The organism is Williamsia sp. Y853, from assembly GCF_056786495.1.
Genome location: NZ_JBXCJC010000001.1, coordinates 842,360 through 864,719, shown reverse-complemented (window position 1 = coordinate 864,719; position 22,360 = coordinate 842,360). Strand labels below are relative to the sequence as shown.

Genomic DNA, 22,360 nt, shown 5'->3' with positions numbered 1-22,360 from the left:
CTGGTCACGGCTTGTGATCAGAGTTGAAAACGCCTCCCCGATGCTCGACCGACGACTATTTTTTCATCCAACAACTGGTTCGGTTGCGATGACCGGCGGGGGTCGGGATGCAGAACGTACGCAAGGTCGGAGTGGTTCTCTTCGCTGCGATACTCGCCCTGTTCACCGGACTGGGAGCGGGGCCGGCCGGCGCACAGGATCCGCTTCCGGTCACATACAACTTCTTCTCCGGTATCCCCAACGAGTTCGCAAACCCCGGGGGATCGCTGCCCGGCAGTAACGACTGGAACTGCAAACCCTCGCCCGAACATCCCCGGCCGGTTGTGCTGGTCCACGGCACCGGCGGCGGAGCCCAGACGAACTGGGGCACGTACGCACCGCTGCTCGCCAACAACGGCTACTGCGTCTTCGCGCTGACCTACGGAAACCTACCGGTGGTGCCGTGGCCGCTCAGCGCGATCGGCGGGTTGGACCGGATCCAGGACAGCGCCGCCGAGCTGGCCACCTTTGTCGATCGCGTGCTGTCGGCGACCGGTGCCGAGAAGATCGACATCGTCGGGCACTCTCAGGGCACCCTGATGCCGACGTACTGGATCAAGTTCCTCGGCGGAGCCGGCAAGGTCGACAAGTATGTGTCGTTGGCCCCGCTCTGGAACGGAACCACCGTCGCGGCCGCGCGTGAATTGAACATGTACACCGAAATGCTTGGGCTCGGATGGTTTCAGGAGATCACCGTCGGCGCGCTGTGCGGCGCCTGCCTGCAGATGGTCACCGGCTCAGACCTGCTGCGCACACTCCAGGCCGGCGGCATCCTCGACCCCGACGTGACCTATACCAACATCATGACCCGCTACGACGAACTGGTCGTGCCGTACACAAGCGGCAGTCTGGTTGCCGCCAACTCGACCAACATCGTTGTCCAGGACGGTTGCTCGCAGGACTTCTCCGAACACACCGGAATCGCCGGATCACGTCGTGCGGCAACCTTTGTCCTCAACGCGCTCGACCCGGCGAACCAGCAACCCGTCGGCTGCTGGTTCGCCGCACCGTTCACCGGCGCCTCCTAGCGCCCACCGCACCGAATCTGCCCGCTGAGCAGGCAATTCCCTGTCTTTCGATTACTTTCTCCGACGTAGGTGGTCTCACTACACAACATCCCACCAAGCCAGGAGTACCGATGACCACCACCACACGTCCCAGTTCCCCAGCGTCCAACACCCCCTCGCTCGGCCGCCCGGCTCGGATCGCCGGTTGGGTGATCACCGGAATTGTCTCCGCTCTCCTACTCGTGGACGCCGTGTCGCACCTGGCAATGCCCCAGAGCGTCAAGGATGCGACGTACGATCTCGGTTTCACCGATGGAGACGCCACCGCCATGGGTCTCGTCTTACTCGGATGCGTGGCGCTATACCTTTTTCCACGAACCTCGATCCTCGGTGCAGTACTCCTGACCGGCTACCTCGGTGGTGCTGTCACCGCATTGATGGTGTCCGAGGAAGGGTTTGCCGCAGGGGCCTTCTTTCCCATTGTTGTCGGAGTGATCATCTGGGCAGGCCTCTGGTTGCGCAGCACCACCGTGCGTTCGATCATGCCGTTGAGCCCACGATTAATCACACCACGGGCGGTCCGACGTAGCGGGCGATGGGACGGATGATCTTTCGATCCTCGGCCTGCTCAAGGATATTCGCGCACCAGCCGACCACCCGGCTGACAGCAAAGGTGGGGGTGAACATCTCCCGCGGCACACCGCAGCGGTCCATCACCACCCCGGCATAGAACTCCACGTTGGCGTAGAGGTTGCGGTCGGGGTAGGCATCGGCCAGAACCGCAACCACGTCCTTCTCGACCTGGACCGCGAAGTCGACCAGCGGACCACCAAGCGACAATGCGATGTCGCGCAACATCTCTGACCGCGGGTCGACCGTCCGATAGACGGCGTGCCCGAAGCCCATGATGCGACTGCGGTGCGCGAGTTGCTCTCGGGCCCAGGCGGTTGCGTCCCCCATCCCGCGGATCTCGTCCAGCGCATCAAGTGCACGGTCAGGTGCCCCACCGTGGAGCGGGCCGGAGAACGCACCGATCGCGCCGCACACGGCCGAGACCACATCTGCGCCGGTGGAGGCGATCACCCGGCCGGTGAAGGTCGACGCATTGAAGCCGTGATCGATGGTCGCGATCATGTACTGCTCCACCGCCCGGGCAGCACCGGGCGTCGGATCGACGCCGGTCAGGCTGTACAACCAGTTCTGCGCCACCGAGAGGTCATCACGGGGTTCGACCGGGTCCTCACCGGCGCGAATCCGGTAGAGGGCAGCCAGAATCGTCGGAGTGATCGACGTGACCACCAGCGAATCGGCGATGCGCTGCTCCGGACTGCTATCCCACATCGGCGCGATCTGGTGTGTCGCCGCAAACGCCGAGAGGACCGTCCGGAGTCCGGCCAGCAGTTGCCGCTCGGTGCCGGCAAGGGCAACGGTCCGCAGCAGCGATCCCAACTCGTCCGGTATCGCCCGAAGTGATCGGGTGAGGGTCACGAACTCCGCGAGTTCGGAAGAATCTGGAAGCCGACCGTATACGAACAGGTACCAGACCTCCTCGAACGATTTCGTGCGAGCGAGCTCGATGGCCGAGTATTGCCGATACTGGTAGAAGCCCTCGTCACCGCGGACGTCACCGACGCGGGTATCGGTCACGACGACGTTGCTCAATCCGGGTGGCGCAACAATGACGGACATTGATGCCTCCGATCTTGTTTTGTGTTCTTCTGGTACAGCAACATTCGGCTCGATATTGATCTGTGTCAATGTTGATCGAATCAACATGGAGGTCCCGACGATGACAGTTGAATCCCGGCGCACCGGACATCGACGACGCTGGCCCACCCCATTGCGTCACGACGGCCGGGACTACCTGACCACCGCGCAGGTCGCCCGCATCCTCGGAGTCAAGACGCAGACGGTCTATGCCTACGCCAGTCGTGGCACATTGACCAGCGCCCGCATCGACGGTGTCGGTGGGAGCGTGTTCGCCGTTGACGAGGTGGACGCGGTCGCCCGACGATCGTCAACCCGTCCACCCGCCGGGGTCGTCGAGCGAATACGCACGCAGATAACCCTTCTCGACAACGATCGGCTGTACTACCGGGGCCGCGACGCGGCTGTCCTGGCAGATGCCACCCGATTCGAAACCGTCGCCGAATTGCTCTGGGACCACACCACGGACTGGGATGTGAACCTATTGCCTGCCAAAGTCTTCCGTCAGATCTCCGCATTGCAGCCGACCACCGGCCGCGGTGTGGACAGTATCAAGATGGTCGTCGACGTCCTGGGATCACGGGATGCGCTGCGCCATCAGATCTCCCCTGCCGCGGTCTGCGCACGGGCCGCAGGCATACTGGCCAACAGTGTCGCCGTCCTCCCGCCACTGACCGACAAGCCTCCCCTCGACAACTCCCTGGCAGCGCGGCTCTGGCCTCGACTGAGCACCGTCACGGCCACCCGGCAGCGGATCCGGCTACTGAACATGGCGATGGTGTTGCTCGCCGATCACGACCTCTCCGCGGGCACCGTGGCCGCCCGGGTTGCGGCCAGTTCCCGTGGCAGCATCTATTCGGTGATCACCTCCGGTCTCGGAGCACTCGACGGATCGCTGCACGGCGGTGCCGCCACCCTCGCCTACCGGTTCCTGCGTGAGGCCACGTCAGACCCGGCAGCTGCCTTGGCGACGGAACTCAAGGCATCGGGCGGTGTTCCCGGCTGCGGCCACGTGGTCTACAGCCACCAGGATCCACGCGCCGAGACCCTGTTGACCGCGCTCGCGTCCGCCTCCGGTGGCAACCGCAAGGTCATGCCGACCATTGCCGATCTTCGACCGTTGCTCGCCGAGTCGGGCGCCGGATTCATGAACTCCGACATGGCACTTGCCGCGTTGGCCCTGCGTTACGACATGGCCCCGGACGCCGCCGAGACCATCTTTGCCCTGTCGCGGATCGCCGGGTGGGTGGCGCACGCCATCGAGGAGTACAACGAGCCGCGACTTCGATTCCGCCCGGAAGGTGTGTACGTGGGCATCCGGCCATGACGGGTCCGCATGGCAGGATTGGCTGCGCGACATCCCGTTCGACCCCTGAACGTTCGACCCGGCAAGGAGCACCCATGACCACCGAGAACTCCCGATTCGAACCAGGTATGCAGATCCGCCGGGAAGTGATGGGTGACGAGTTCGTCGACCGCGCCCTGGCCCGTACCGAGGGCACCGAGTCCGAGGCCATCCAGAGCGCGGTCACCGACCTCGTCTGGGGCGGTATCTGGTCGCGGCCAGGACTCGAGCGCCGCGACCGCAGCCTCCTGAACATCGGACTGCTCACCGCATTGCGAGCCCACGGCGAGCTTGCCGGCCACGTCCGCGGCGCATTGAAGAACGGCCTGTCCCGCACTGAGATCACCGAGGCCGTCATCCATTGCAGCGGATACTGCGGCGCACCCGCCGCATTGTCGGCCATGGCGGTGGTCCAAGAAGTTTTCGACGCCACCCCGACCGACTGACCCGGCGATGCGGACTCTCGGGATCGACCTTGCGTCCCAACCGAATCGGACGGCGATGGCGACGATCGAGTGGTCCGGTGCCGGTGCGTCAGTTACTGCCGTGCAGACGATTGTCACCGACGCGGACATCCTGGCGGCCGTACCCGGGGCCGACAAGGTCGGTATCGATGCTCCGTTCGGCTGGCCCGATGCGTTTGTCGATGTGGTGTTCGCCCAGCACGTCGGTGATGTCCCTCGACAACAAGCGCTGTTCGCAGATCCCGGTGTGACCCGGTTTGTGGCCCGCCGTACCGATGAATGGGTACGCGCGACAACAGGTTTGATCCCACTGAGCGTCTCCGCCGATCGCATTGCCTACGTGGCATTGCGCGCGGTTCGGTTGCTGGCACATCTCGAAAGCCCAGACTTCGATGCGAGCCGGATCAACGGAACCGCGGTCGAGGCCTACCCCGCTGCAGCATTGAAGACCTGGCAACTTCGTCACAACCGATACAAGGGCGGACCGCATCTGGTGTCGCTGGCCGCCCTGGTCGACGAACTAGAGGTCCAGGCTCCATGGCTGAACCTCGGACCCCACCGAACGCTGTGCACGACCAGCGATGATGCTTTTGACGCAGTGATCACCGCTCTCATCGCGCGGGCCGCCGCCCTCGGTCTGACCGTATTGCCCGATGCCGAGCACGCAGCCATCGCCCAGCGTGAGGGTTGGATCCACGTCCCGAGCGCGCCTCTCGACGCTCTGGCCCCTCAGCTGTCCTGAGCGTCCAGCTTCTCGGCGACGTCAGCGGGGAATCCGCCGGTGGCCAAGGGACCCCAACGGGTTGGCGTGATGCGGATGAGCGACTTGTTCTGGAGCCTCATCGCTGCGCGATACTCATCCCAGTCCGAGTGTTCACCGGCGATACTGCGGAAGTAGTCGACCAGCGCGTCCTCGGCCTCCGGCATGTCCAACACCTCGGCCGTGCCGTCCACCTGAACCCACGCCGCGTTCCATTCATCCGACAACACACAGACGCTGACAGCAGGATTCCGCTTGATGTTGATCGTCTTCGCCCGTCCCGGATAGGTGGCGATCACGATGCGACCCTGCGGATCGACACCACCACTGACCGGTGACAACTGCGGCGTTCCGTCGGCCCGGACCGCGCTGAGCAGCATCTTGTGTCTCGGACGAACGAAGTCGAGCAGTTCAGCAAGTTCCACATGATTGTTTGTTGCAATGGTTCTGGCCATGCATCCAGCCTACGGACTACGGTCTGACGAGAAAAGCACACGCTTCAGTCATGAGCACACGTTGCAACGTGTGCTTATGACTGAAGCGTGTGCATCTGTTCGATGTGTGTCGCGGCCGACCTACAGGCCCGCCCGCAATTCGCGTTTGAGGAGTTTGCCACTTTGGTTACGTGGCAATTCTTCGACGATGACAACACGTTTCGGAACCTTGAATGGCGCGATCCGTTCCTTCACATGAGCGATCAGGACCTCCGGTGCAACGTCGCCGGCATCGGGCCGCAGCACGACCACCGCGGTGATCGCCTCGATCCACTTCTCGTCGGGGGTGCCGATCACGGCGACCTCGGCGACGCCGGGATGTGTGTAGATGACGTCTTCGACTTCCCGTGAGGCCACCAGGATCCCGCCGGTGTTGATGACGTCCTTGATGCGGTCGACCACGGTGAGGAAACCCTGTTCGTCACGGGTGACGAGGTCGCCGGAGTGGAACCAGCCGCCGCGGAATGCCTCTTCGGTGGCTTCGGGGTTCTCCCAATAGCCTTGGCACAGTTGAGGTGAACGGTAGAGGACCTCACCTGCCGTACCGTCGGGAACATCGTTGCCCTCGGCGTCGACAACGCGCGTCTCCACGAAGAAGACCGCCTTGCCGCAGGACGCGGGCCGGTCAGCATGGTCGTCCGGTCCGAGGACAGCAGCCAGCGGACCGATCTCGGACTGCCCAAAGCAGTTGTAAAACTTGATGTCCGGGTATCGCCCACGCAAACGGTTCAGCACGGTGACCGGCATGATCGACGCCCCGTACTGGGCCTTGCGCAGGGACGAGAGGTCGCGGGTGTCGAGATCGGGATGACCGGCAAGCGGTACCCATACGGTGGGCGCGAGGAACAGCGATCCGATCTTCTCCGCTTCGACGCGGCGCAGGATCTCCGGAATGTCCGGTGTCTCCATGAGACTCACCGTCGCACCGACCGACAGCGACGGGATCATGAAGACGTGCATACCCGCCGAGTGGTACAGCGGCATCGCGATCAGCGGATTGTCATCCTGATCGAACTCGAGTGCGATCACCGATGACACGTACTCGTGGACCATCGCGCCGTGGGTCATCATCGCGCCCTTGGGCTTTGACGTCGTGCCCGAGGTGTAGAGAAGCTGCACGAGGTCGGTGTCGGCCACGTCCCAGTCGATCGCCGGGACATCCCCGGCCGCGCTGCGGTCGAGGAGTGATCCATCCTCGTCGCGCAGGGTGATGACCTGCCCGATGTCGAGGGCATCGGCGACAGGCGTCAGGTTCTGACGCAACGCCGGGTCCACCAGGACTGCGCGGCTGCCCGATTGGCCGATCAGGTACGACAACTCGCCTTCTTTGAGCGCGTAGTTCACCGGCACGTGGACCAGTCCGCCGCGGGCGCAGGCCAGGAAGGCGATGACGTAGGCGTCTGAGTTGGTGCCGTAGGCCGCCACCCGATCGCCGGAGTTCAGGCCGAGTGACCGCAGGTAACCCGCAGCCCTGGTCACCGCACCGTCAAGCTCGGCATAGGTCCAGGCGCGGTCGGCGAATCGCAGCGCGGTCCGGTCGGGAAACCGCGCTGCGGTCCGGCGCAGAACTCCATCAACGGTACTGAAACGGGGGTTGGCGATCATGCCCCGACTTTATAGGACGTCCAAGTATTGACGGCAGCAGATTCACTGCCCTGCCGGATAGTCGATCTCGACGTCGAGAACCCAGGTGACACCGAACTTGTCCACGAGCATCCCGTACAGCGGAGCCCAGGCGGCCGGACCGAGATCGACGACAGTGTGCGCCCCCGCGGAGAGTTCCTTCCAGTAGGCGGTGACCTCCTCGGCGTCCCGGCCGCGCACCGATACGAAGTGCGCGTTGCGCCCGGCGGCGTAGGGCATGGCGGACGGCACGTCGTAGGCCATGACATGAAAACCGTTCGGCGCCTGGACCTGACCCCACATGATCTGGTCGGCCTCAGCCGGTTCCTGGACGTTGTGGGCATCCGAGTAGCTGATTGCGGTGAGTTCTCCGCCGAATGCGCCTTGATAGAACTCCAGTGCCGCCTTGGCATCGCCGCGGAAGTTCAGATGGTTGGTGACCGTGATCGACATTGTTTGCTCCTTGATTGGTGCGCTCTGTGATTGACAAACACCAGGGTCACACCAGTAGTGGACACATGATGGCCACTACTTCCGGCAAGATGACGCCATGGCTGAAACCTCGGCTCGACTCCTGGCGTTGCTGTCGCTGCTCCAGACCCGGCGGGTGTGGGCGGGCCCGCAGCTCACCGAACGACTGCAGGTCAGCAGTCGTACGATGCGCCGAGACATCGAGAACCTGCGGGAGATGGGCTACCGCATCGACGCGATCAAAGGTCCCGCAGGCGGTTATCAACTGGGCGCCGGATCCGAACTCCCGCCGCTGCTGTTCGACGACGAGCAGGCCGTGGCCATCGCCGTCACGCTGCAGTCCGCCACCACGCCTGGCATCGAGAAAGCGGCAGCGCGGGCCCTCGCCACCGTCCGACAGGTCATGCCGGCACGCCTACGCGGGCGTATCGACACGCTCCAGGTGACCGCCGTCCCGCGCACGACCACCGGTCCGGCCGCACCGCTCGATACAGACATCCTTCTTGCGGTCAGCGCCGCGGTGAGTGCCTGCGAGGTCCTGCGATTCGACTACCGAACCGATCAGAGGCCGGACGTCGACGTCGTGCCACCGCGACGAGCCGAGCCCCATCACGTCGTCAGCCACGACGGCCGGTGGTATCTCGTCGCGTGGGATCTCGACCGTGAGGCCTGGCGGACCTTCCGCATCGACCGGATGACACCACGGATTCCGACCGGCCCGCGGTTTGGCCGACGGGAGATTCCCGGAGGCGATGTGGGCGCGTTCGTGGCTGCCCGTTTCAAGGGTTCGCGCGGTGCGAATTCCTGGCCATGCCAAGGCGAGGTACTCCTCGATCTCCCGGCAAGAACGGTGTCGCCGTTTGTGGAGGACGGGACCGTCGAAGATCTCGGCTCAGCTCGTTGTCGCCTCTTGATCGGCTCGTGGTCGTGGACCGCATTGGCTGCCGGGATCGGTCGGTTCGACGCCGATTTCGAGGTTGTCGGCCCGCCCGAGCTCGCGGAAGCCTGCGTGCGCCTGGCACGCCGGTACGCAGACGCCGCAGAATGACGGCACGGAGTCCCACCCCACATTGCGCCGCGGATCCCCCTACTGGAAAGTGATGTCTCGTGGCCTCTTCGACTTTCATCCGGCGCGCACGATTGGTGCCGGTCCGCACGCCTGCGGCGACCGCCTCACCCGTGGACATCCGGATCACCGATGGGGTGGTCACCGAGGTCGCACCCGAATTGCGCCCCGGATCCGACGACGTGGTGCTCGACGCCGACGGCCGATGGGCGATTCCGGGACTGTGGGATCAGCACGTGCACATGTCGATGTGGGCTCAGACCAGGGCGCGAATCGACGTCTCCGCTGCCACCTGCGCTGCCGACGTAACCCGGATCATCGCTGACCATGTCGCGGCACTACCGCGGCCGTGGCAGGGCCGCGCTCTCCTCGGCTTCGGCTTCCGGACCGCACTGTGGCCCACCCAGCCCACCGTCGCCGAGCTCGACGCCGTGAGCGGACATCACCCGGTCATCCTGTCCAGTGGCGACGTGCACACCGGCTGGCTCAACAGCAAAGCGCTTGCACTACTGGGTATTCCACCACGCGATACACAGCTGGTTGAATCCGAGTGGTTCGACGTGCAACCGGCACTCGCGCAGTTGTCGGCGGCCTCGAACGATGTCGATTCGCTTGTCCGCGCAGCGGTCGACGAGGCTGCGGGACGCGGCGTGGTGGGCATCGTCGACTTCGAGATGGCGGCTGGACATCGTGAATGGCCGGAGCGTTTCGCGGCCGGGATCGATCAGCTACGGGTCGCGCCCGTCACGTACGCCACCACGCTCGACGAGGTGCTCGCCGCCGGGCTACGGACCGGAGATCGGCTGATGGAGAGCTCGGACCTGCTGACCATGGGCCCGCTGAAGATCTTCTCCGACGGTTCCCTCAACACCAGGACCGCGCACTGCTGCCAGCCCTACGCCGACGCCGACGAGCTCGAATATCCACGAGGACAACAGATCTACGATCGCGAGACGATGATCGAGCTGTTGGCCCGCGGCACTGCCGGTGGACTCCACATCGCGTTGCACGCCATCGGCGACGCCGCAGTGGATCAGGCGCTGAGCGCTTTTGAGGCCACCGGCGCTCGCGGCGGCATCGAGCACGCGCAGCTGATCCGCTTCGCCGACATCCCCAGGATGAAGGCGCTGGGCATCCGGGCGAGTGTGCAGCCGGCACACCTTCTCGACGACCGCGATGTCGCCTTCCGATGCTGGCCCGACCGCGGCGAGCGCTGCTTTGCCCTGCGGTCGATGCTCGACGGTGGTGTTCGGCTCGTCCTGGGATCCGACGCCCCGGTCTCGATCCTCGATCCCCGGTTGGCGATGGCGGCGGCTGTACATCGCGGCCGCGACGGCGACGACCCGTGGAATCCGGCCGAATCACTGACACCCGCAGAGGCCTTGGCGGCCAGTACCGGCGGGCAGCCGACCATCACCGCAGGCAACCGGGGTGATGTGGTGCTGCTCGACGAGGACCCGCTGCAACCGGCCGAGACCACCGCGCAGGCGGCGCAGGTGTTGCGTAACCTCGGCGTCGCGGCAACGGTCACCGCAGGCCGCATCACCCATCTGGCAATGTGACGTACGTCAGGTCAAGCGTTGTCTGAGTTGGCAGCAAAGCGGTCAGATCGGTAGGTTCCTACAGTCCGACGGCGCTGACCTCGGGTAACAATCGCGGGGTCGACCAGTCGCGCCGTGCAATCCCCCCCGCCGTAAGACCAGCCCGTAAGACCAGGCCGTAAGACCAGAAAGTGAACTCCCCGTGCCCAGCGCAGTGAAGACCGCCCATTCGCAGACGCCACCGGCAACGGTCCGCTCGCTGCTCCGCAATCCGGTGCAGCTGCGCAAAGAAATCCTGGCCGGTCTGGTGGTCGCACTCGCGTTGATCCCCGAGGCGATCTCGTTCTCGATCATCGCCGGGGTCGATCCGCGGGTTGGCCTCTTCGCCTCGTTCACGATGGCCGTCACCATCTCGATCGTCGGTGGACGTCCGGCGATGATCTCGGCGGCGACCGGCGCAGTGGCGTTGGTGGTGGCACCAGTCGTCGAGGAATACGGTCTCGACTACCTCCTGGCAACGGTCCTTCTCGCCGGGCTGCTGCAGATCGTGCTCAGCCTGGCCGGCATCGCCAAATTGATGCGGTTCATCCCGCGCAGCGTGATGACCGGCTTCGTCAACGCGCTGGCCATCCTGATCTTCAGTGCGCAGCTGCCACAGTTGTTCGGCGACGACATCCCCTGGCTCGTCTATCCACTGGTGGCGGCGGGTCTGGCGATCATCGTCTTCCTGCCGCGCCTGACCTCGGTTGTCCCGTCACCCCTCGTTGCGATCGTGGTGCTCACGGTGCTCGTGACGTCAGTCGGCTGGGACGTCCCGACTGTCGAAGACGAAGGCGCCCTGCCCGATTCGTTGCCGTCACTCCTTCTGCCCGACGTGCCGTGGACCTGGCATACGTTGTCGGTCATCGCGCCGTACGCGCTGGCCATGGCCCTGGTCGGGTTGATGGAGTCGTTGATGACCGCCAAACTCGTCGACGACATCACCGACACCCACTCGAACAAGACCCGTGAGAGCTGGGGTCAGGGTGTGGCGAACATCGTCACCGGATTCTTCGGCGGCATGGGTGGTTGCGCGATGATCGGCCAGACGATGATCAACGTCAAACAGTCGGGCGCCCGCACGCGGCTGTCGACGTTCTTGGCCGGAATCTTCCTGTTGATCCTGGTGGTGGTGCTCGGCGACATCGTCGGTGTCATCCCGATGGCCGCCCTGGTGGCCGTGATGATCATGGTGTCGGTCGGCACGTTCGACTGGCACAGCGTCCGCCCCCGCACATTGCGGTTGATGCCGTTCCCGGAAACGCTCGTGATGCTGGTGACGGTGGTGGCCACCGTGGCGACAAGCAACCTGGCGATCGGCGTGGTCCTGGGAGTGCTGACGGCGATGGTTCTGTTCGCCCGCCGGGTGGCCCACCTGACCGGCGTCGAGGCGACGACGGAGACCACCGACGGCGTGGAGGTCCGGCGCTATCGCGTCACCGGGCAGCTGTTCTTCGCGTCGAGCAACGATCTTGTCTACCGGTTCGATTACGCAGGCGATCCCGACTCCGTCGTCATCGATCTCACCGCAGCCGACATCTGGGACGCCTCGACGGTCGCCGCCCTCGATGCCATCTTGCGGAAGTACCGTGATCGCGGCAAGGAAGCCACCATCGTCGGACTCACCGGTCCGAGTCTGGAGCGACTCGAACGTCTCTCCGGAAACCTCGGAGCCGGACACTGACGTCTGGCGATCTCGACCCAGGATCAGTCCTCGATCTTGAACCCGACCTTCAAAGTCACTTGAAAATGGGCGACCTCACCGTTCTCGACGTGCCCACGGGTCTCGATCACCTCGAACCAATCAATATTGCGCAGCGATTTATTTGCCCTCGCGATGGCTTTTTTGATCGCGTCGTCGGAACTCGACAGTGATGTTCCCACGATCTCTGTGACTCGATAGACGTTCTCGCTCATTGGCGATCCTCGATTCTTCGTTGAACGGAAATCGTTCGATGGCGTCAATCCCTCGCACTGCCAACGGTACTGATCAGGTGCAGCCGTGGAGGCGTTCACGAAAACATCGGCCACAATCAGTTCCCCGCGGGGGCCGGTGCATCCGACTAGGATTCAAAAATGGGCATGCCCGTCCGCCAGCTGAGCTCGAGGTTCGTCGCTGCAGCAGGTAGGCGTGATCCCGATTTCGACGCGCTACGGCGCGCGATTCGATCGGCACTGGTCATTCCGGTCACCGCGGCGGTCGCGATACACCTCGGGGACGCGCAAACGTCACAGTTCGCGATCTTCGGTTCGGTTGCGCTCCTCATTCTCGTCGATTTTCCGGGCAGTCGCACCCGTCGGGCAGTGAGCTACTGCGGTCTGGCCGTTGTGGGCTATGCCTTCATCAGTGCGGCCACGGTGCTCGCCGAGCCCGGATGGCTGGCCTCGCTGTCGATGTTTGTGGTGGGCGTGGCGGTGTCGTCTACCGCGATCCTCGGTTCCAGTTTCTCGGCGGCGCAGCGATCGGCACTGTTGCTCTTTGTCGTTCCGGTCGCCACCCCCGGGGGCGCGCTGACGGATCGGTTGCTTGGCTGGACCCTTGCCCTCGTATTCGGCATCCCGGCAGTCCTGTTCCTGCTGCCGCCGCGCCACCACAACGAGCTACGCAACCGCGCGCGCCTGGTGTGCAGTGGATTGGCGGACTATTTGGCATGTGGTCCCGACACCACCGCGACGAAGCCGGCCACAGTCGACGTCGACGCTCTGATGGATCGACTTCGACAGGCCTACCTGGGCACCAATGCCCGGCCCGCCGGCCTGTCTGCAGGCAGTCGGGCGATCATCAGGGTGGTGGACGACCTCGAATGGCTGACCACTCAGGTGATCCGGCGCAAAGTGCAGCTGTCCGATGACCTGCGCGGACCTTCTGTCCAGGTGCTACAGCTGGCGGCCGACATACTCGCGACAGACGGCCGACAGGTCGGATTGGGCGCGCGCACTGAACTGGTGGACGCCGCCAACCACCTGAGATCGTTGATGCACAACCGTTTCGGCACGAACCTCGACGTCCTTCTCGCCGATCCCAGTGACGCCGAAGCCGAGGCGGACGGCGTGAGATTGCTCGAAATCCACACCAGCTGCAGCACCATCGCACTGATCGGCCGCACCGTGGCGTGGGCATCGGCCGCCGACGCGCGACCGATGTTGCAGAAGATTCTCGGCCGACAGTTACCGTCCACCGGGGCAGCCGATTCGGTGCTACCCGAGTATCAGTCGACGCGGATGTCGATTTCGTCGACCTTGGTCAAGCACTCGGTGATCGCGCGAAATGCGTTGCGCACCGGTGTCGGTCTCGCGGCCGCTGTCACTCTCATACAGATAGTGCCTGTGCAACACGGATTCTGGGTGGTCCTCGGCGCCCTGTCAGTACTGCGCACCAGTGCACTGGCAACAGGTTCGAATGTGCTGCGCTCGGTGCTCGGTACCGTAGTCGGGTTTCTGGTCGGAGCGCTCATCATCACCGCCATCGGCACCAGTGAGATCGCCCTGTGGACCGCGTTGCCGATTGCGGTGTTCGGCGCCGCCTACATCCCCAAGGTGATCTCGTACGCCGCGGGCCAGGCGGCATTCACGGTGTTCATCGTGACCCTCTTCAACGTGCTGGGTCCCAGCGGTTGGAAGATCGGACTGATCAGAGTCGAAGATGTGGCGATCGGCTGCGCCGTTGCCGTCGTCGCGGGAATCGTGATGTGGCCGCGCGGCGTCGCGGCAACGGCCCACGCCGCCATCAACTACTCCATTGCCGTCCACGCCCGCTATCTCAGAGCTGCCACGACCAGGATGATCACGGGCTCGACAACCGCCACCGAAGCCGCTGTCACCGAGTTGCGAACGGAGAGCCTGATCGCCTACCGAGCATCCGATGATGCAGCGCGCCAATATCTTTCCGAATCAGGAACAGCCGTCGAACGTCGTACGCCGATGGTGAGCGCGGTGGGACGATCCATCCGGCTACGCATCGTCGCCGATTCCATCGCCGACCTCACACCCACCTCACACCCGGCTGCAACCGGACCGAACATGTGCACGGTCATCGATATCCAGGCCGCCCGGGTCACCGTCGACACCGTCAACACCGCCGACGAGCACACCCGGGACCATCTGAGCCGAATCGCGGCCGCAATGGTCGCCGCGCTTCGCACCGACTACGAGAAAAACGGCTTGGGCATCGACGAGGCGCGTCCGCTCATCGCGACAGCGGCCTACCTCGGCGAGCTCGAGTTGATGCGCGGGGGCAGACCGCTATAAATCAGTTGCCGCAGCGGCTGATCGCAGCAACACTGTCCTGACCTGCACAATCTCCGCCCACATAGGCCTTGGCAGAAACTTTGCCAAGGCTGGCAATTCTGCCACTGTTGGCAGGAAGTTATTGAACGGATAGTTACTGCCATGGAACTTTTGGTAATCATCGGACCGGCTGTAGTGGCCGGAATCATTGCGGCGTACCAGAACCACACCTCGCCGTACGCACCCCTCGATGCCGTTCGCCGGCCGACGTCCACACGTACCCAGATCGAACTCGAAATGATCACTCGGCGCGAGAGCGCATCCACCAACGCTTGATCAAAACCATTTGCCGACAACCGATCTCGTTGCACCGCGTGCATGATCGGCAAAGCTGGTCTTGGATGGGATCTATGACGACCCCATCCATCGATCCCCAGGTGCCACCAAGCGGGCCGGGTTGCCTCGACTGCGACAACACCGGAGGCTGGTGGTTTCATCTCCGTCGATGCGCGGCATGTGGACACATCGGATGTTGCGACGATTCCCTTTCACGTCATGCATCCGCCCATGCCACGCAGACCGGGCATCCGATCATCCAGTCATTTGAACCGGGCGAGGACTGGTTCTGGGACTACTCCAGCAACGACTATTACGACGGACCCGAGCTCGCTCCCCCACACTCTCGGCCCGCCGACCAGTCCACACCCGGACCGGAAGGCCGAGTTCCCACGGACTGGGTCGAACAACTGCGCAACCGCACCGACTGACCTGCCTCCTTCCGGCCGGAATTTCGCGCGCGCCAGCGCAAAAGGGCACTGTTTGTCCCCGAATACCTCTGTTGCCACGGTCTGGTCCGTAGTCTTCTCTGCAGACCAGACCGGAAGAGGACAACCTATGCCCACTGAGTTCGACCTACTGCCCGAGAACGCCGAAGAGCTTGGCCTGGAATCTGATCCGCTCCCACCGGTGACCCGGATCGACACGGTTGTCGACGGCCGGACCGTCAGTGCCCTGCGCTGGGGCACCGCGTCGCCACGGGTGGTGTTGCTACACGGCGGTGGCCAGAATGCCCACACCTGGGACAGCGTTCTGCTGGCTCTCGGGGTACCGGCTCTGGCCATCGACCTTCCGGGTCACGGCCATTCGGAGTGGCGCGAGGACGGTGACTACCGCCCCCATGTCAATGCCCAAGCCGTGGGACCGGTGATTCGTGCCCTCGCTCCGGAGGCCGAATTGGTGGTGGGGATGTCGTTGGGTGGACTCACAACCATCTCGGCGAGCGCCCGGTACCCCGGGTTGATCAAACGCGCGATCCTCGTCGATGTCAGCCCGGAATCACCCAAACGGGTGGAGAACCTCAGCAACAAGGAGCGTGGCACCGTTGCGTTGGTCAGCGGCCCGGACACGTTCGACGATCTCGATGAGCTGATCAACCTCACCGCCGCGGCCGCCCCGAACCGTCCCAGATCTTCGATCCGGCGTGGTGTCATCCACAACACCCGGCAGACCGACGACGGCCGCTGGCGATGGCGCTACGACCGGTTCCGTAAGTCCATCGAACCCGAGCCACTGTGGAAAGATCTGTCCGACAGCAATACTCCGATCACGCTCGTCCGCGGTGGCCTCTCGCCGTTTGTTGCCGACGACGACGTCGACACATTGCGGCGGCATCGGCCCGGCATGGAGGTCTTCACCGTCGACGGTGCCGGGCATTCGGTGCAGAGCGATGCACCGCTCGAGCTCGCGAATATCGTTGCGAGCGCGCTGCGCTGAAATCGATTAGCCCAGGCTGCGCGACTGATTCGCGATACTCTTTGACGGCTTGACGCATTCAGCACTCAATTCGGTACTCATGCTGTACGTCCGCCGATGGAGGAGGACCCTTGACCTCACCGGTTGCCGACAAGGCCCCTCCGCGCGCGAAAGTTGTGCTCGGAACACTGATTCTGGTTGCCGGTGTTGCCAACATCAATCTCGCTGTCGCCAATGTCGCCCTGCCGGATATCGGTAAGGACTTCGACGCAGGCGCCACCGGCTTGAACCTGGTGGCCGTCGGCTATTCCCTCGGCCTGGCCGCCTCGGTTCTGTACTTCGGAGCCCTCGGCGACCGGCATGGCCGCAAGCGGATGCTCATCATCGGCATGGGCCTGTCGATTCCGGCATCACTCATCGCCGGGCTGGCCCCCAACATCGAGATCTTGTTTGCCGGGCGCCTCCTCGGCGGTATCGCGGCGGGCCTTGCCTATCCGACAACCCTGGCCATCATCACCGCGTTGTGGCAGGGCCCGAGCCGCACAAAGGCCATCGCGGCCTGGTCCGCGCTCGGCGGTGCGATCACCGCACTGGGTCCGGTCCTGTCCGGTGGGCTGCTCGAGGTGTTCAGCTGGCACTCGGTTTTCCTCGTCACCCTGCCGCTGGCCGTCATCGCGCTCATCGCTGCACTCAAGTTGGTACCCGGTGACAACGGTGACTCCACGGACCCGGTCGACAACCTCGGCGGCGTCCTGTCCATCGCCTTCATCGGCGCCATGGTGCTGGCGCTGAACTTTCTCCCGATGGCAGGCGCCGGGACGATCACCGCAATCCTGGCGGCCATCGCACTGGCCGCAGCCATCGCGTTCTTCTTCCGACAACACCGCGCCGCCAACCCACTGTTCGACCTCAAGATCGCTGCCCGCCCGACTTTCTGGGTCGCCGCAATCGGTGGCATCGTGGTGTTCGGCACCCTGATGGGCGCGATGTATATCGGGCAGCAGTACCTGCAGAACGTTTTGGAGTACTCGACCCTCGCGGCAGGCGCCTCGGTTCTTCCGGCCGCCGCCTCCATGGTGGTCGTTGCTCCCCTGTCCGCGCGGATGGTCGAGAACCTCGGATCGCGCACCACACTGCTGGTCGGATTCGCGTTCATCGGTCTCGGCATGGTCTTCGCCATGACGATGTGGAGCGAGAGTGCGCACTACTGGCAGGTCGCGTTGGTCTACATCTGCATCGGTGTCGGGGTGGGTATCGCGGGAACGCCCGCGTCGCGTTCGCTGACCGGTTCTGTTCCGCTGTCGCGAGCCGGAATGGCCTCGAGCATGTCCGACCTGCAGCGCGATCTCGGCGGGGCGATCATGCAATCGATTCTCGGTGCGATCCTCACCGCCGGCTATGCGCACAACCTGACGAAGCAGATCGCCGGATCGCCCGATGCCGACACCATCACCGACCAGACTCAGGCGGCGCTCACCAAATCGTTCTCCAGTGCCGAGGATCTCGCGGAACGCTACCCCGACAACGCTACCGAAATCCTGTCGGCTGCGCGAGAAGCGTTTGTGGACGGCGACTTTCTGGCCTACGCCTCGGCCATCCTCGTTGTGCTCGTCGGCGCGGTGGTCGTCAGGATCTGGTACCCGAATGTCACCAAGGAACGCGTACTGATGAAAGAGTATGCGGCTGAAGAGAACTGATGGTCAGACACCGTCAGCCTTCCTTCTTGTTGCGCCAGATCCGTTCGAACGGCAACCGCCAGGCGTGCGGTGCGATGAGCTGATGGATCGCGTTGGGCCCCCATGATCCCTGACTGTAACTGCGGACCGGGGGTGGATCGTTGAGCAACGGCGCCGAGACATCCCACAACCGTTCGATGCCCTCCGCCGTGGTGAAGAGTGTGTGATCGTTTTTCATCGCATCAAGGATGAGACGTTCGTAGGCCTCCAACACCAGGTCGGCCTGCTCGGTTTCGTGCATCGCGAACTGCAGACTCAGCTTGTCGAGCTTCATGCCCGGACCCGGCTTTTTGCCGTAGAACGAGAGCGACACCTTGAACTCGTCGGCGAGGTCGAACGTCAGGTGATCCGGACCCTGTTGCCCCACACCCGATCCGTCCGGGAACATGCTCTTCGGTGGCTCGTGGAACGCGATCGAGATGATGCGCTGTCCATCGGCCAACCCCTTGCCGGTTCGCAGGTAGAACGGGACCCCGGCCCACCGCCAGTTGTCGATTTCAGCCTTGAGCGCCACGAAGGTCTCGGTCTGCGACTCGGCGATGACACCGGGTTCATCGCGATAGCCGGTGTACTGACCGCGCACCACGTTTCGGGGATCAAGCGGCAGCATCGACCGGAAAACCTTGTTCTTCTCCTCACCGATCGGTCCGGGCGCCAACGCGGTCGGTGGTTCCATCGCAACGAAGGCGAGGATCTGAAAGAGATGGGTGACCACCATGTCCCGGAACGCGCCCGTGGATTCGTAGAAGTGCGACCGTCCTTCGAGCGCCAGCTTCTCGGGTACATCGATCTGGATGTAATTGATGAAGTTTCGGTTCCAGATCGGTTCGAACAACCCGTTGGCGAACCGGAAGGCCAGGATGTTCTGGGCCGCTTCCTTACCGAGGAAGTGATCGATACGGAAGATCTGATCCTCCCCGAACCACTTGTGGATCGAGGCATTGAGCGCGACAGCGCTGTCATGGTCGGTACCGAACGGTTTCTCCATGATCACGCGGGACTTCTTCACCAGATCCGCTTCATGCAGCATCTCGAGCACGGCCATCGCTGCCATCGGCGGCACGCTCAAGTAGTGCAGCATGTGGGCGTCGGTTCCCATCACCGAAAGCTCCTGCCGCACCTGTGCGGCGAGCGCTTCAGCGCCTGCGCTCTGCGGCACATAGGTCAGGGTCTCGGCGAACTCCGCCGCTGCTTCGGGTGTGAAGACCCGGCTGGAGAACTCGCTGCAGGCCTTGACCGCGACTGCCCGGAACTCCTCGGTGTCGATGTCATCGAGCGAGGTCCCGACGATCCGCATTGGCGGCGCCAGTTTCGACATGAACAGATGAAACAAGCCGGGCAACAGTTTTCGGCGCGCCAGATCGCCCGTGGCACCGAACAACACCACGACATGGGGCGGCACCTTCTTGGCTGCTTTGACCCCGAGGGCCGCTTCGAGTCCGGACACATCGTCGATCGTCCCACCTGGGAGCGAAGTAGGCAGTGCAACCGGGCAACCCCCAACTTCGCCCCTGATGACCTATCGAGGGCGCATAGCCCTCGGCAGGTCGCTATTGCGCAGTTTTCAGGGCCGGACGGACCGAGCCGGCCACCGACGACAGCGAGGCGAACACGGCAGAATAGTCGGCGGCCGCCTGCGCGATGAAGCTGTCGAGTTCGGGCAGATCGTCGATGACGAAGTACAGACCACGGCCCGGGATCGCGGCACCCAATTCCAGGAGCAAGGGTGCCAGCGTTGTCTGTGGTGCCAGCGAATGCGTCAGGTCCCCACCGGTGAACACGGGTATCGCCACCACTCCTTTGAGGCCATCTGTGCCGTACTGATCGAGGAATGCCTTCAGCAGTCCGGTGTACGAGGCCTTGTAGGTGGGTGTGGCAAAGATGACCAGGTCGCTGGCCGCGACCGAAGTCTTTGCTGCGGTGACCTTTTCCGAACCCCATTGGAACAACTCATCTGCCAGGTCGGCGAGTTCGATGACATCGACCTCGTACGATCCCGGCTCGAGCAGCGCAGGCACCAGCGCTTCGGCGACCGTCCGGGTCCGCGACTGCGGCTTGGGGTTTCCGACAACTACCGAGACCTTCAACGATCCTGCTTCAGACAACGCGGTCAGCTCCAGACTTCATCGTGGCGGGGGGTTCATCGGCCGTAGACCAGCGATTCTGCAGCCGTAGGTGACGCTATGTCACCACGACAACCTAGCCACGGGTTTGAGTCGCCGCGAGTTTTGGTCTTCCCGCGGGATGAAACCCCCCACATCTCGACAGCCAGATCACCGGTACCTGTACGGACCCGTCTACGCTCGAAGACAGCATTTGGTCGCCGCACCACGCGGTGTCCGACCCGCGACTTGTGACCCCACGAAGGGATAGTGCAGTGACCAGCAACTCCGACGAACTTCTCGGCTACGCCGCGGGCGAGATCGTGCGTGGCGAGGGACGCGGAGCGCCCATGGGCTTCCCGACCGCGAACATCCGCACCGAAGACGAGAGTCGGATCCCCGAGGACGGCGTCTACTTCGGTTGGTTCGGGCTGGCAGAGGGTGAGCCGCCTCGTGGCCGTCTACGCCCGGGCACGTACCTGCCTGCGCTGATCTCGGTGGGCAACAACCCGACATTCGACGGTCGTACCCGCACGGTCGAGGCCTACGTCATGGACTTCGAAGAGGATCTGTACGGCGCCCACGCGATCGCGGAGCTGACAACACTCGTGCGCCGCATGGAGAACTTCAACTCGATCGACGATCTGGTGGTCGCCATGAACGGCGACAAGCAGGCGGCCCGTGATCTCATGGCGAAGTACCCGACGCGGCCGGAAAGCTGACCGCACCGGGCCTTGTCCGTCAAAGGTCAAGCGCAACAGCAGTATCGAGGGCAACCTCGATGCTGCGCATCCAACCGTCCTTGAGCGCGGCCTTCTGATCTCCGTAGACGCTGACACCGTCGACGAGGTTGCTCGAGCAGGCACACACCATGCCGGCGCGCAGACCTCGCAGCTTCGCGACGACGTAGAGCGCCGAACTCTCCATCTCGACGTTGAGGATTCCCATCCGCGACAACTGGGAAATCCACTCCGGGCCTTCCGCATAGAACGCATCGTCGGTGGCGTTGATGCCGGAGTACACCCGAAAGCCGCCGCGCTGCGCCGCCATGGCCTCGGCAGCACGCCGCAGTTCTGCTGCGATCGAAATATCCGGTACCGCAGGGAAACCCGGATGAACATACGCCGCGGTGGTTCCGTCATTGCGCAATGAACCCTCGCTGATCAGGAGATCACCCGGCGCGATACCCGGCTGCAGGCCGGCCGAACTCCCAACGCGGATAAGCGAAGTGACACCGACCCTGGCCAGTTCCTCCACCGCGATGGCAGTCGATGGGCAACCCATCCCCGTCGACGTCGCGGTGATCAGTTTGCCCTTGTAGTAACCCGTCATCGTCCGGTGTTCGCGATTATGGGCGATGTCACGCACATCGGTCAGAAACTCTGCGACAAAGGGCACCCGGAACGGATCACCCGGCAACAACGCAACTGTTCCGACCTCACCCGGAGCCACCCCGATGTGGTACTGCCGGACATCGAGTCCGGCGGCGTTCTTGTCGACGATCTGCTCTGACACTGATGGCTCCCGGCGTTGGTGGGGTGTAGTTGCTTGTGCAAAGTAGCGCGCAGTTGCCTGATCCGCCTGCCGAGCTCGAAGCTTGCATGAAATCGACTCATTCCGGGTACCACCGGAACAGTTCACAGAGTGTGAAGCAACCGTGAGTTCACAGAGAGGGAGGCCACCGTGACCAATGACGTCGAAAAGCGCTGGAACGATCCCCCGACATTCCGGGCCGCTGCCAAATACGTCATCGTGGTGATCGCCCTGGCCGCAATCTGGCTGGCTGCCGACCTTCTGATCGACCCTTCCAGCCTGCTCTGGGGTGCGGGTTCAACCGCGATACTGCTCCTGGGCGGCATCGGCGCCTTCATCGAGGGCTACCGGGTGTGGAAGCGCGGTGGCACCTGGACGATCTGGCAGGGCGCCGGATGGTTGTTGTTCGGACTGATGCTGGCGACGATGGGTACGGCGGCACTCTGAGTCGCAT

23 protein-coding genes are annotated in these 22,360 nt (G+C 63.7%); 15 read left to right on the top strand and 8 right to left on the bottom strand.

The features are described from left to right. Positions 1-107 precede the first annotated feature (107 nt). Together AC1TPF_RS04255 and AC1TPF_RS04250 are read left to right on the top strand one after the other, a co-directional pair. On the top strand, positions 108-1,067 hold the full coding sequence (locus AC1TPF_RS04255; RefSeq protein WP_482142773.1) for an esterase/lipase family protein: 960 nt from the start codon (positions 108-110) through the stop codon (positions 1,065-1,067). A gap of 110 nt (positions 1,068-1,177) precedes the next feature. After that, on the top strand, positions 1,178-1,654 hold the full coding sequence (locus AC1TPF_RS04250) for a DoxX family protein (protein WP_482142771.1): 477 nt from the start codon (positions 1,178-1,180) through the stop codon (positions 1,652-1,654). On the opposite strand, the gene AC1TPF_RS04245 is transcribed toward AC1TPF_RS04250, so the two are convergent. Beyond that, positions 1,611-2,735 (bottom strand): citrate/2-methylcitrate synthase, encoded by a 1,125-nt coding sequence (locus AC1TPF_RS04245; protein WP_482142770.1) that lies wholly within the window; start codon positions 2,733-2,735, stop codon positions 1,611-1,613. The two genes, AC1TPF_RS04250 and AC1TPF_RS04245, sit on opposite strands and share 44 nt — an antisense overlap. A gap of 100 nt (positions 2,736-2,835) precedes the next feature. Between AC1TPF_RS04245 and AC1TPF_RS04240 the strand changes: the two genes are divergently transcribed. From AC1TPF_RS04240 to AC1TPF_RS04230, 3 genes are all read left to right on the top strand, one after another. Then, positions 2,836-4,080, top strand: coding sequence for a citrate synthase (locus tag AC1TPF_RS04240; protein ID WP_482142769.1), 1,245 nt, complete (start codon positions 2,836-2,838; stop codon positions 4,078-4,080). 74 nt (positions 4,081-4,154) lie between these two features. Next, positions 4,155-4,544 (top strand): carboxymuconolactone decarboxylase family protein, encoded by a 390-nt coding sequence (locus AC1TPF_RS04235; RefSeq protein WP_482136359.1) that lies wholly within the window; start codon positions 4,155-4,157, stop codon positions 4,542-4,544. A gap of 7 nt (positions 4,545-4,551) precedes the next feature. Continuing rightward, the gene (locus AC1TPF_RS04230) at positions 4,552-5,304 is read left to right on the top strand and encodes a DUF429 domain-containing protein (RefSeq protein WP_482142768.1); all 753 of its coding nucleotides are present in this window, start codon (positions 4,552-4,554) and stop codon (positions 5,302-5,304) included. Here the strand turns inward: AC1TPF_RS04230 and AC1TPF_RS04225 are convergent. The 3 genes from AC1TPF_RS04225 to AC1TPF_RS04215 all read right to left on the bottom strand — a co-directional run bounded on the left by AC1TPF_RS04225 (position 5,292) and on the right by AC1TPF_RS04215 (position 7,892). Continuing rightward, positions 5,292-5,777, bottom strand: coding sequence for a PPOX class F420-dependent oxidoreductase (locus AC1TPF_RS04225; protein ID WP_482136361.1), 486 nt, complete (start codon positions 5,775-5,777; stop codon positions 5,292-5,294). The two genes, AC1TPF_RS04230 and AC1TPF_RS04225, sit on opposite strands and share 13 nt — an antisense overlap. Before the next feature lie 120 nt (positions 5,778-5,897). Then, positions 5,898-7,421 carry an acyl-CoA synthetase gene (locus tag AC1TPF_RS04220; protein ID WP_482142766.1) on the bottom strand — a complete coding sequence of 508 codons (1,524 nt, stop codon included), beginning with the start codon at positions 7,419-7,421 and terminating at the stop codon, positions 5,898-5,900. 42 nt (positions 7,422-7,463) lie between these two features. Then, positions 7,464-7,892: a VOC family protein gene (locus AC1TPF_RS04215; protein WP_482142765.1), complete on the bottom strand. Its 429-nt coding sequence runs from the start codon at positions 7,890-7,892 to the stop codon at positions 7,464-7,466. Between the two features lie 97 nt (positions 7,893-7,989). Here AC1TPF_RS04215 and AC1TPF_RS04210 point away from each other — a divergent pair, with 97 nt between their 5' ends. From AC1TPF_RS04210 to AC1TPF_RS04200, 3 genes are all read left to right on the top strand, one after another. Continuing rightward, positions 7,990-8,958: a helix-turn-helix transcriptional regulator gene (locus AC1TPF_RS04210; RefSeq protein WP_482142764.1), complete on the top strand. Its 969-nt coding sequence runs from the start codon at positions 7,990-7,992 to the stop codon at positions 8,956-8,958. 59 nt (positions 8,959-9,017) lie between these two features. Continuing rightward, entirely contained in the window at positions 9,018-10,538 is a 1,521-nt protein-coding gene (locus AC1TPF_RS04205; protein ID WP_482142762.1) for an amidohydrolase, read from the top strand. Between the two features lie 181 nt (positions 10,539-10,719). Further along, the gene (locus tag AC1TPF_RS04200) at positions 10,720-12,240 is read left to right on the top strand and encodes a SulP family inorganic anion transporter (RefSeq protein WP_482142760.1); all 1,521 of its coding nucleotides are present in this window, start codon (positions 10,720-10,722) and stop codon (positions 12,238-12,240) included. A 23-nt stretch (positions 12,241-12,263) separates the two neighbouring features. On the opposite strand, the gene AC1TPF_RS04195 is transcribed toward AC1TPF_RS04200, so the two are convergent. Next, positions 12,264-12,473, bottom strand: coding sequence for a dodecin (locus AC1TPF_RS04195; RefSeq protein WP_482137285.1), 210 nt, complete (start codon positions 12,471-12,473; stop codon positions 12,264-12,266). Positions 12,474-12,632: 159 nt separating this feature from the next. On the opposite strand from AC1TPF_RS04195, the gene AC1TPF_RS04190 reads away from it, so the two are divergent. The 5 genes from AC1TPF_RS04190 to AC1TPF_RS04170 all read left to right on the top strand — a co-directional run bounded on the left by AC1TPF_RS04190 (position 12,633) and on the right by AC1TPF_RS04170 (position 18,232). Next, entirely contained in the window at positions 12,633-14,804 is a 2,172-nt protein-coding gene (locus AC1TPF_RS04190; protein ID WP_482136367.1) for an FUSC family protein, read from the top strand. 141 nt (positions 14,805-14,945) lie between these two features. After that, complete coding sequence (locus AC1TPF_RS04185) at positions 14,946-15,119, top strand: hypothetical protein (RefSeq protein WP_482136368.1); 174 nt, start codon at positions 14,946-14,948, stop codon at positions 15,117-15,119. Positions 15,120-15,193: 74 nt separating this feature from the next. Continuing rightward, positions 15,194-15,550 (top strand): UBP-type zinc finger domain-containing protein, encoded by a 357-nt coding sequence (locus AC1TPF_RS04180; protein ID WP_482136369.1) that lies wholly within the window; start codon positions 15,194-15,196, stop codon positions 15,548-15,550. 127 nt (positions 15,551-15,677) lie between these two features. Then, positions 15,678-16,556, top strand: a complete 879-nt coding sequence (locus tag AC1TPF_RS04175; RefSeq protein WP_482142758.1) for an alpha/beta fold hydrolase — start codon at positions 15,678-15,680, stop codon at positions 16,554-16,556. Positions 16,557-16,666: 110 nt separating this feature from the next. Continuing rightward, the gene (locus tag AC1TPF_RS04170; RefSeq protein WP_482136371.1) at positions 16,667-18,232 is read left to right on the top strand and encodes an MFS transporter; all 1,566 of its coding nucleotides are present in this window, start codon (positions 16,667-16,669) and stop codon (positions 18,230-18,232) included. A gap of 13 nt (positions 18,233-18,245) precedes the next feature. On the opposite strand, the gene zwf is transcribed toward AC1TPF_RS04170, so the two are convergent. Together zwf and AC1TPF_RS04160 are read right to left on the bottom strand one after the other, a co-directional pair. Next, positions 18,246-19,718: a glucose-6-phosphate dehydrogenase gene (gene zwf / locus AC1TPF_RS04165; RefSeq protein WP_482142757.1), complete on the bottom strand. Its 1,473-nt coding sequence runs from the start codon at positions 19,716-19,718 to the stop codon at positions 18,246-18,248. A gap of 103 nt (positions 19,719-19,821) precedes the next feature. Continuing rightward, the gene (locus tag AC1TPF_RS04160) at positions 19,822-20,376 is read right to left on the bottom strand and encodes an NADPH-dependent FMN reductase (RefSeq protein WP_482136373.1); all 555 of its coding nucleotides are present in this window, start codon (positions 20,374-20,376) and stop codon (positions 19,822-19,824) included. Positions 20,377-20,648: 272 nt separating this feature from the next. On the opposite strand from AC1TPF_RS04160, the gene AC1TPF_RS04155 reads away from it, so the two are divergent. After that, a complete protein-coding gene (locus tag AC1TPF_RS04155; protein ID WP_482136374.1) occupies positions 20,649-21,095 on the top strand; it encodes a riboflavin kinase in 447 nt (148 codons plus the stop codon). 19 nt (positions 21,096-21,114) lie between these two features. Here the strand turns inward: AC1TPF_RS04155 and AC1TPF_RS04150 are convergent, their stop codons facing one another. Continuing rightward, a complete protein-coding gene (locus tag AC1TPF_RS04150) occupies positions 21,115-21,888 on the bottom strand; it encodes a nucleoside phosphorylase (protein ID WP_482142755.1) in 774 nt (257 codons plus the stop codon). 168 nt (positions 21,889-22,056) lie between these two features. Here AC1TPF_RS04150 and AC1TPF_RS04145 point away from each other — a divergent pair, with 168 nt between their 5' ends. After that, on the top strand, positions 22,057-22,353 hold the full coding sequence (locus AC1TPF_RS04145; protein WP_482142754.1) for a hypothetical protein: 297 nt from the start codon (positions 22,057-22,059) through the stop codon (positions 22,351-22,353). Positions 22,354-22,360 lie beyond the last annotated feature (7 nt).

Bases quoted from the DNA above. Each gene is read 5' to 3' on its own strand.
- AC1TPF_RS04175 (WP_482142758.1), top strand. From the start codon at position 15,678: ATGCCCACTGAGTTCGACCTACTGCCCGAGAACGCCGAAGAGCTTGGC.
- AC1TPF_RS04220 (WP_482142766.1), bottom strand. From the start codon at position 7,421: ATGATCGCCAACCCCCGTTTCAGTACCGTTGATGGAGTTCTGCGCCGG.
- AC1TPF_RS04210 (WP_482142764.1), top strand. From the start codon at position 7,990: ATGGCTGAAACCTCGGCTCGACTCCTGGCGTTGCTGTCGCTGCTCCAG.
- AC1TPF_RS04230 (WP_482142768.1), top strand. From the start codon at position 4,552: ATGCGGACTCTCGGGATCGACCTTGCGTCCCAACCGAATCGGACGGCG.
- AC1TPF_RS04225 (WP_482136361.1), bottom strand. From the start codon at position 5,777: ATGGCCAGAACCATTGCAACAAACAATCATGTGGAACTTGCTGAACTG.
- AC1TPF_RS04190 (WP_482136367.1), top strand. From the start codon at position 12,633: ATGGGCATGCCCGTCCGCCAGCTGAGCTCGAGGTTCGTCGCTGCAGCA.
- AC1TPF_RS04180 (WP_482136369.1), top strand. From the start codon at position 15,194: ATGACGACCCCATCCATCGATCCCCAGGTGCCACCAAGCGGGCCGGGT.
- AC1TPF_RS04255 (WP_482142773.1), top strand. From the start codon at position 108: ATGCAGAACGTACGCAAGGTCGGAGTGGTTCTCTTCGCTGCGATACTC.
- AC1TPF_RS04185 (WP_482136368.1), top strand. From the start codon at position 14,946: ATGGAACTTTTGGTAATCATCGGACCGGCTGTAGTGGCCGGAATCATT.
- AC1TPF_RS04215 (WP_482142765.1), bottom strand. From the start codon at position 7,892: ATGTCGATCACGGTCACCAACCATCTGAACTTCCGCGGCGATGCCAAG.
- AC1TPF_RS04235 (WP_482136359.1), top strand. From the start codon at position 4,155: ATGACCACCGAGAACTCCCGATTCGAACCAGGTATGCAGATCCGCCGG.
- AC1TPF_RS04245 (WP_482142770.1), bottom strand. From the start codon at position 2,735: ATGTCCGTCATTGTTGCGCCACCCGGATTGAGCAACGTCGTCGTGACC.
- AC1TPF_RS04250 (WP_482142771.1), top strand. From the start codon at position 1,178: ATGACCACCACCACACGTCCCAGTTCCCCAGCGTCCAACACCCCCTCG.
- AC1TPF_RS04240 (WP_482142769.1), top strand. From the start codon at position 2,836: ATGACAGTTGAATCCCGGCGCACCGGACATCGACGACGCTGGCCCACC.
- AC1TPF_RS04195 (WP_482137285.1), bottom strand. From the start codon at position 12,473: ATGAGCGAGAACGTCTATCGAGTCACAGAGATCGTGGGAACATCACTG.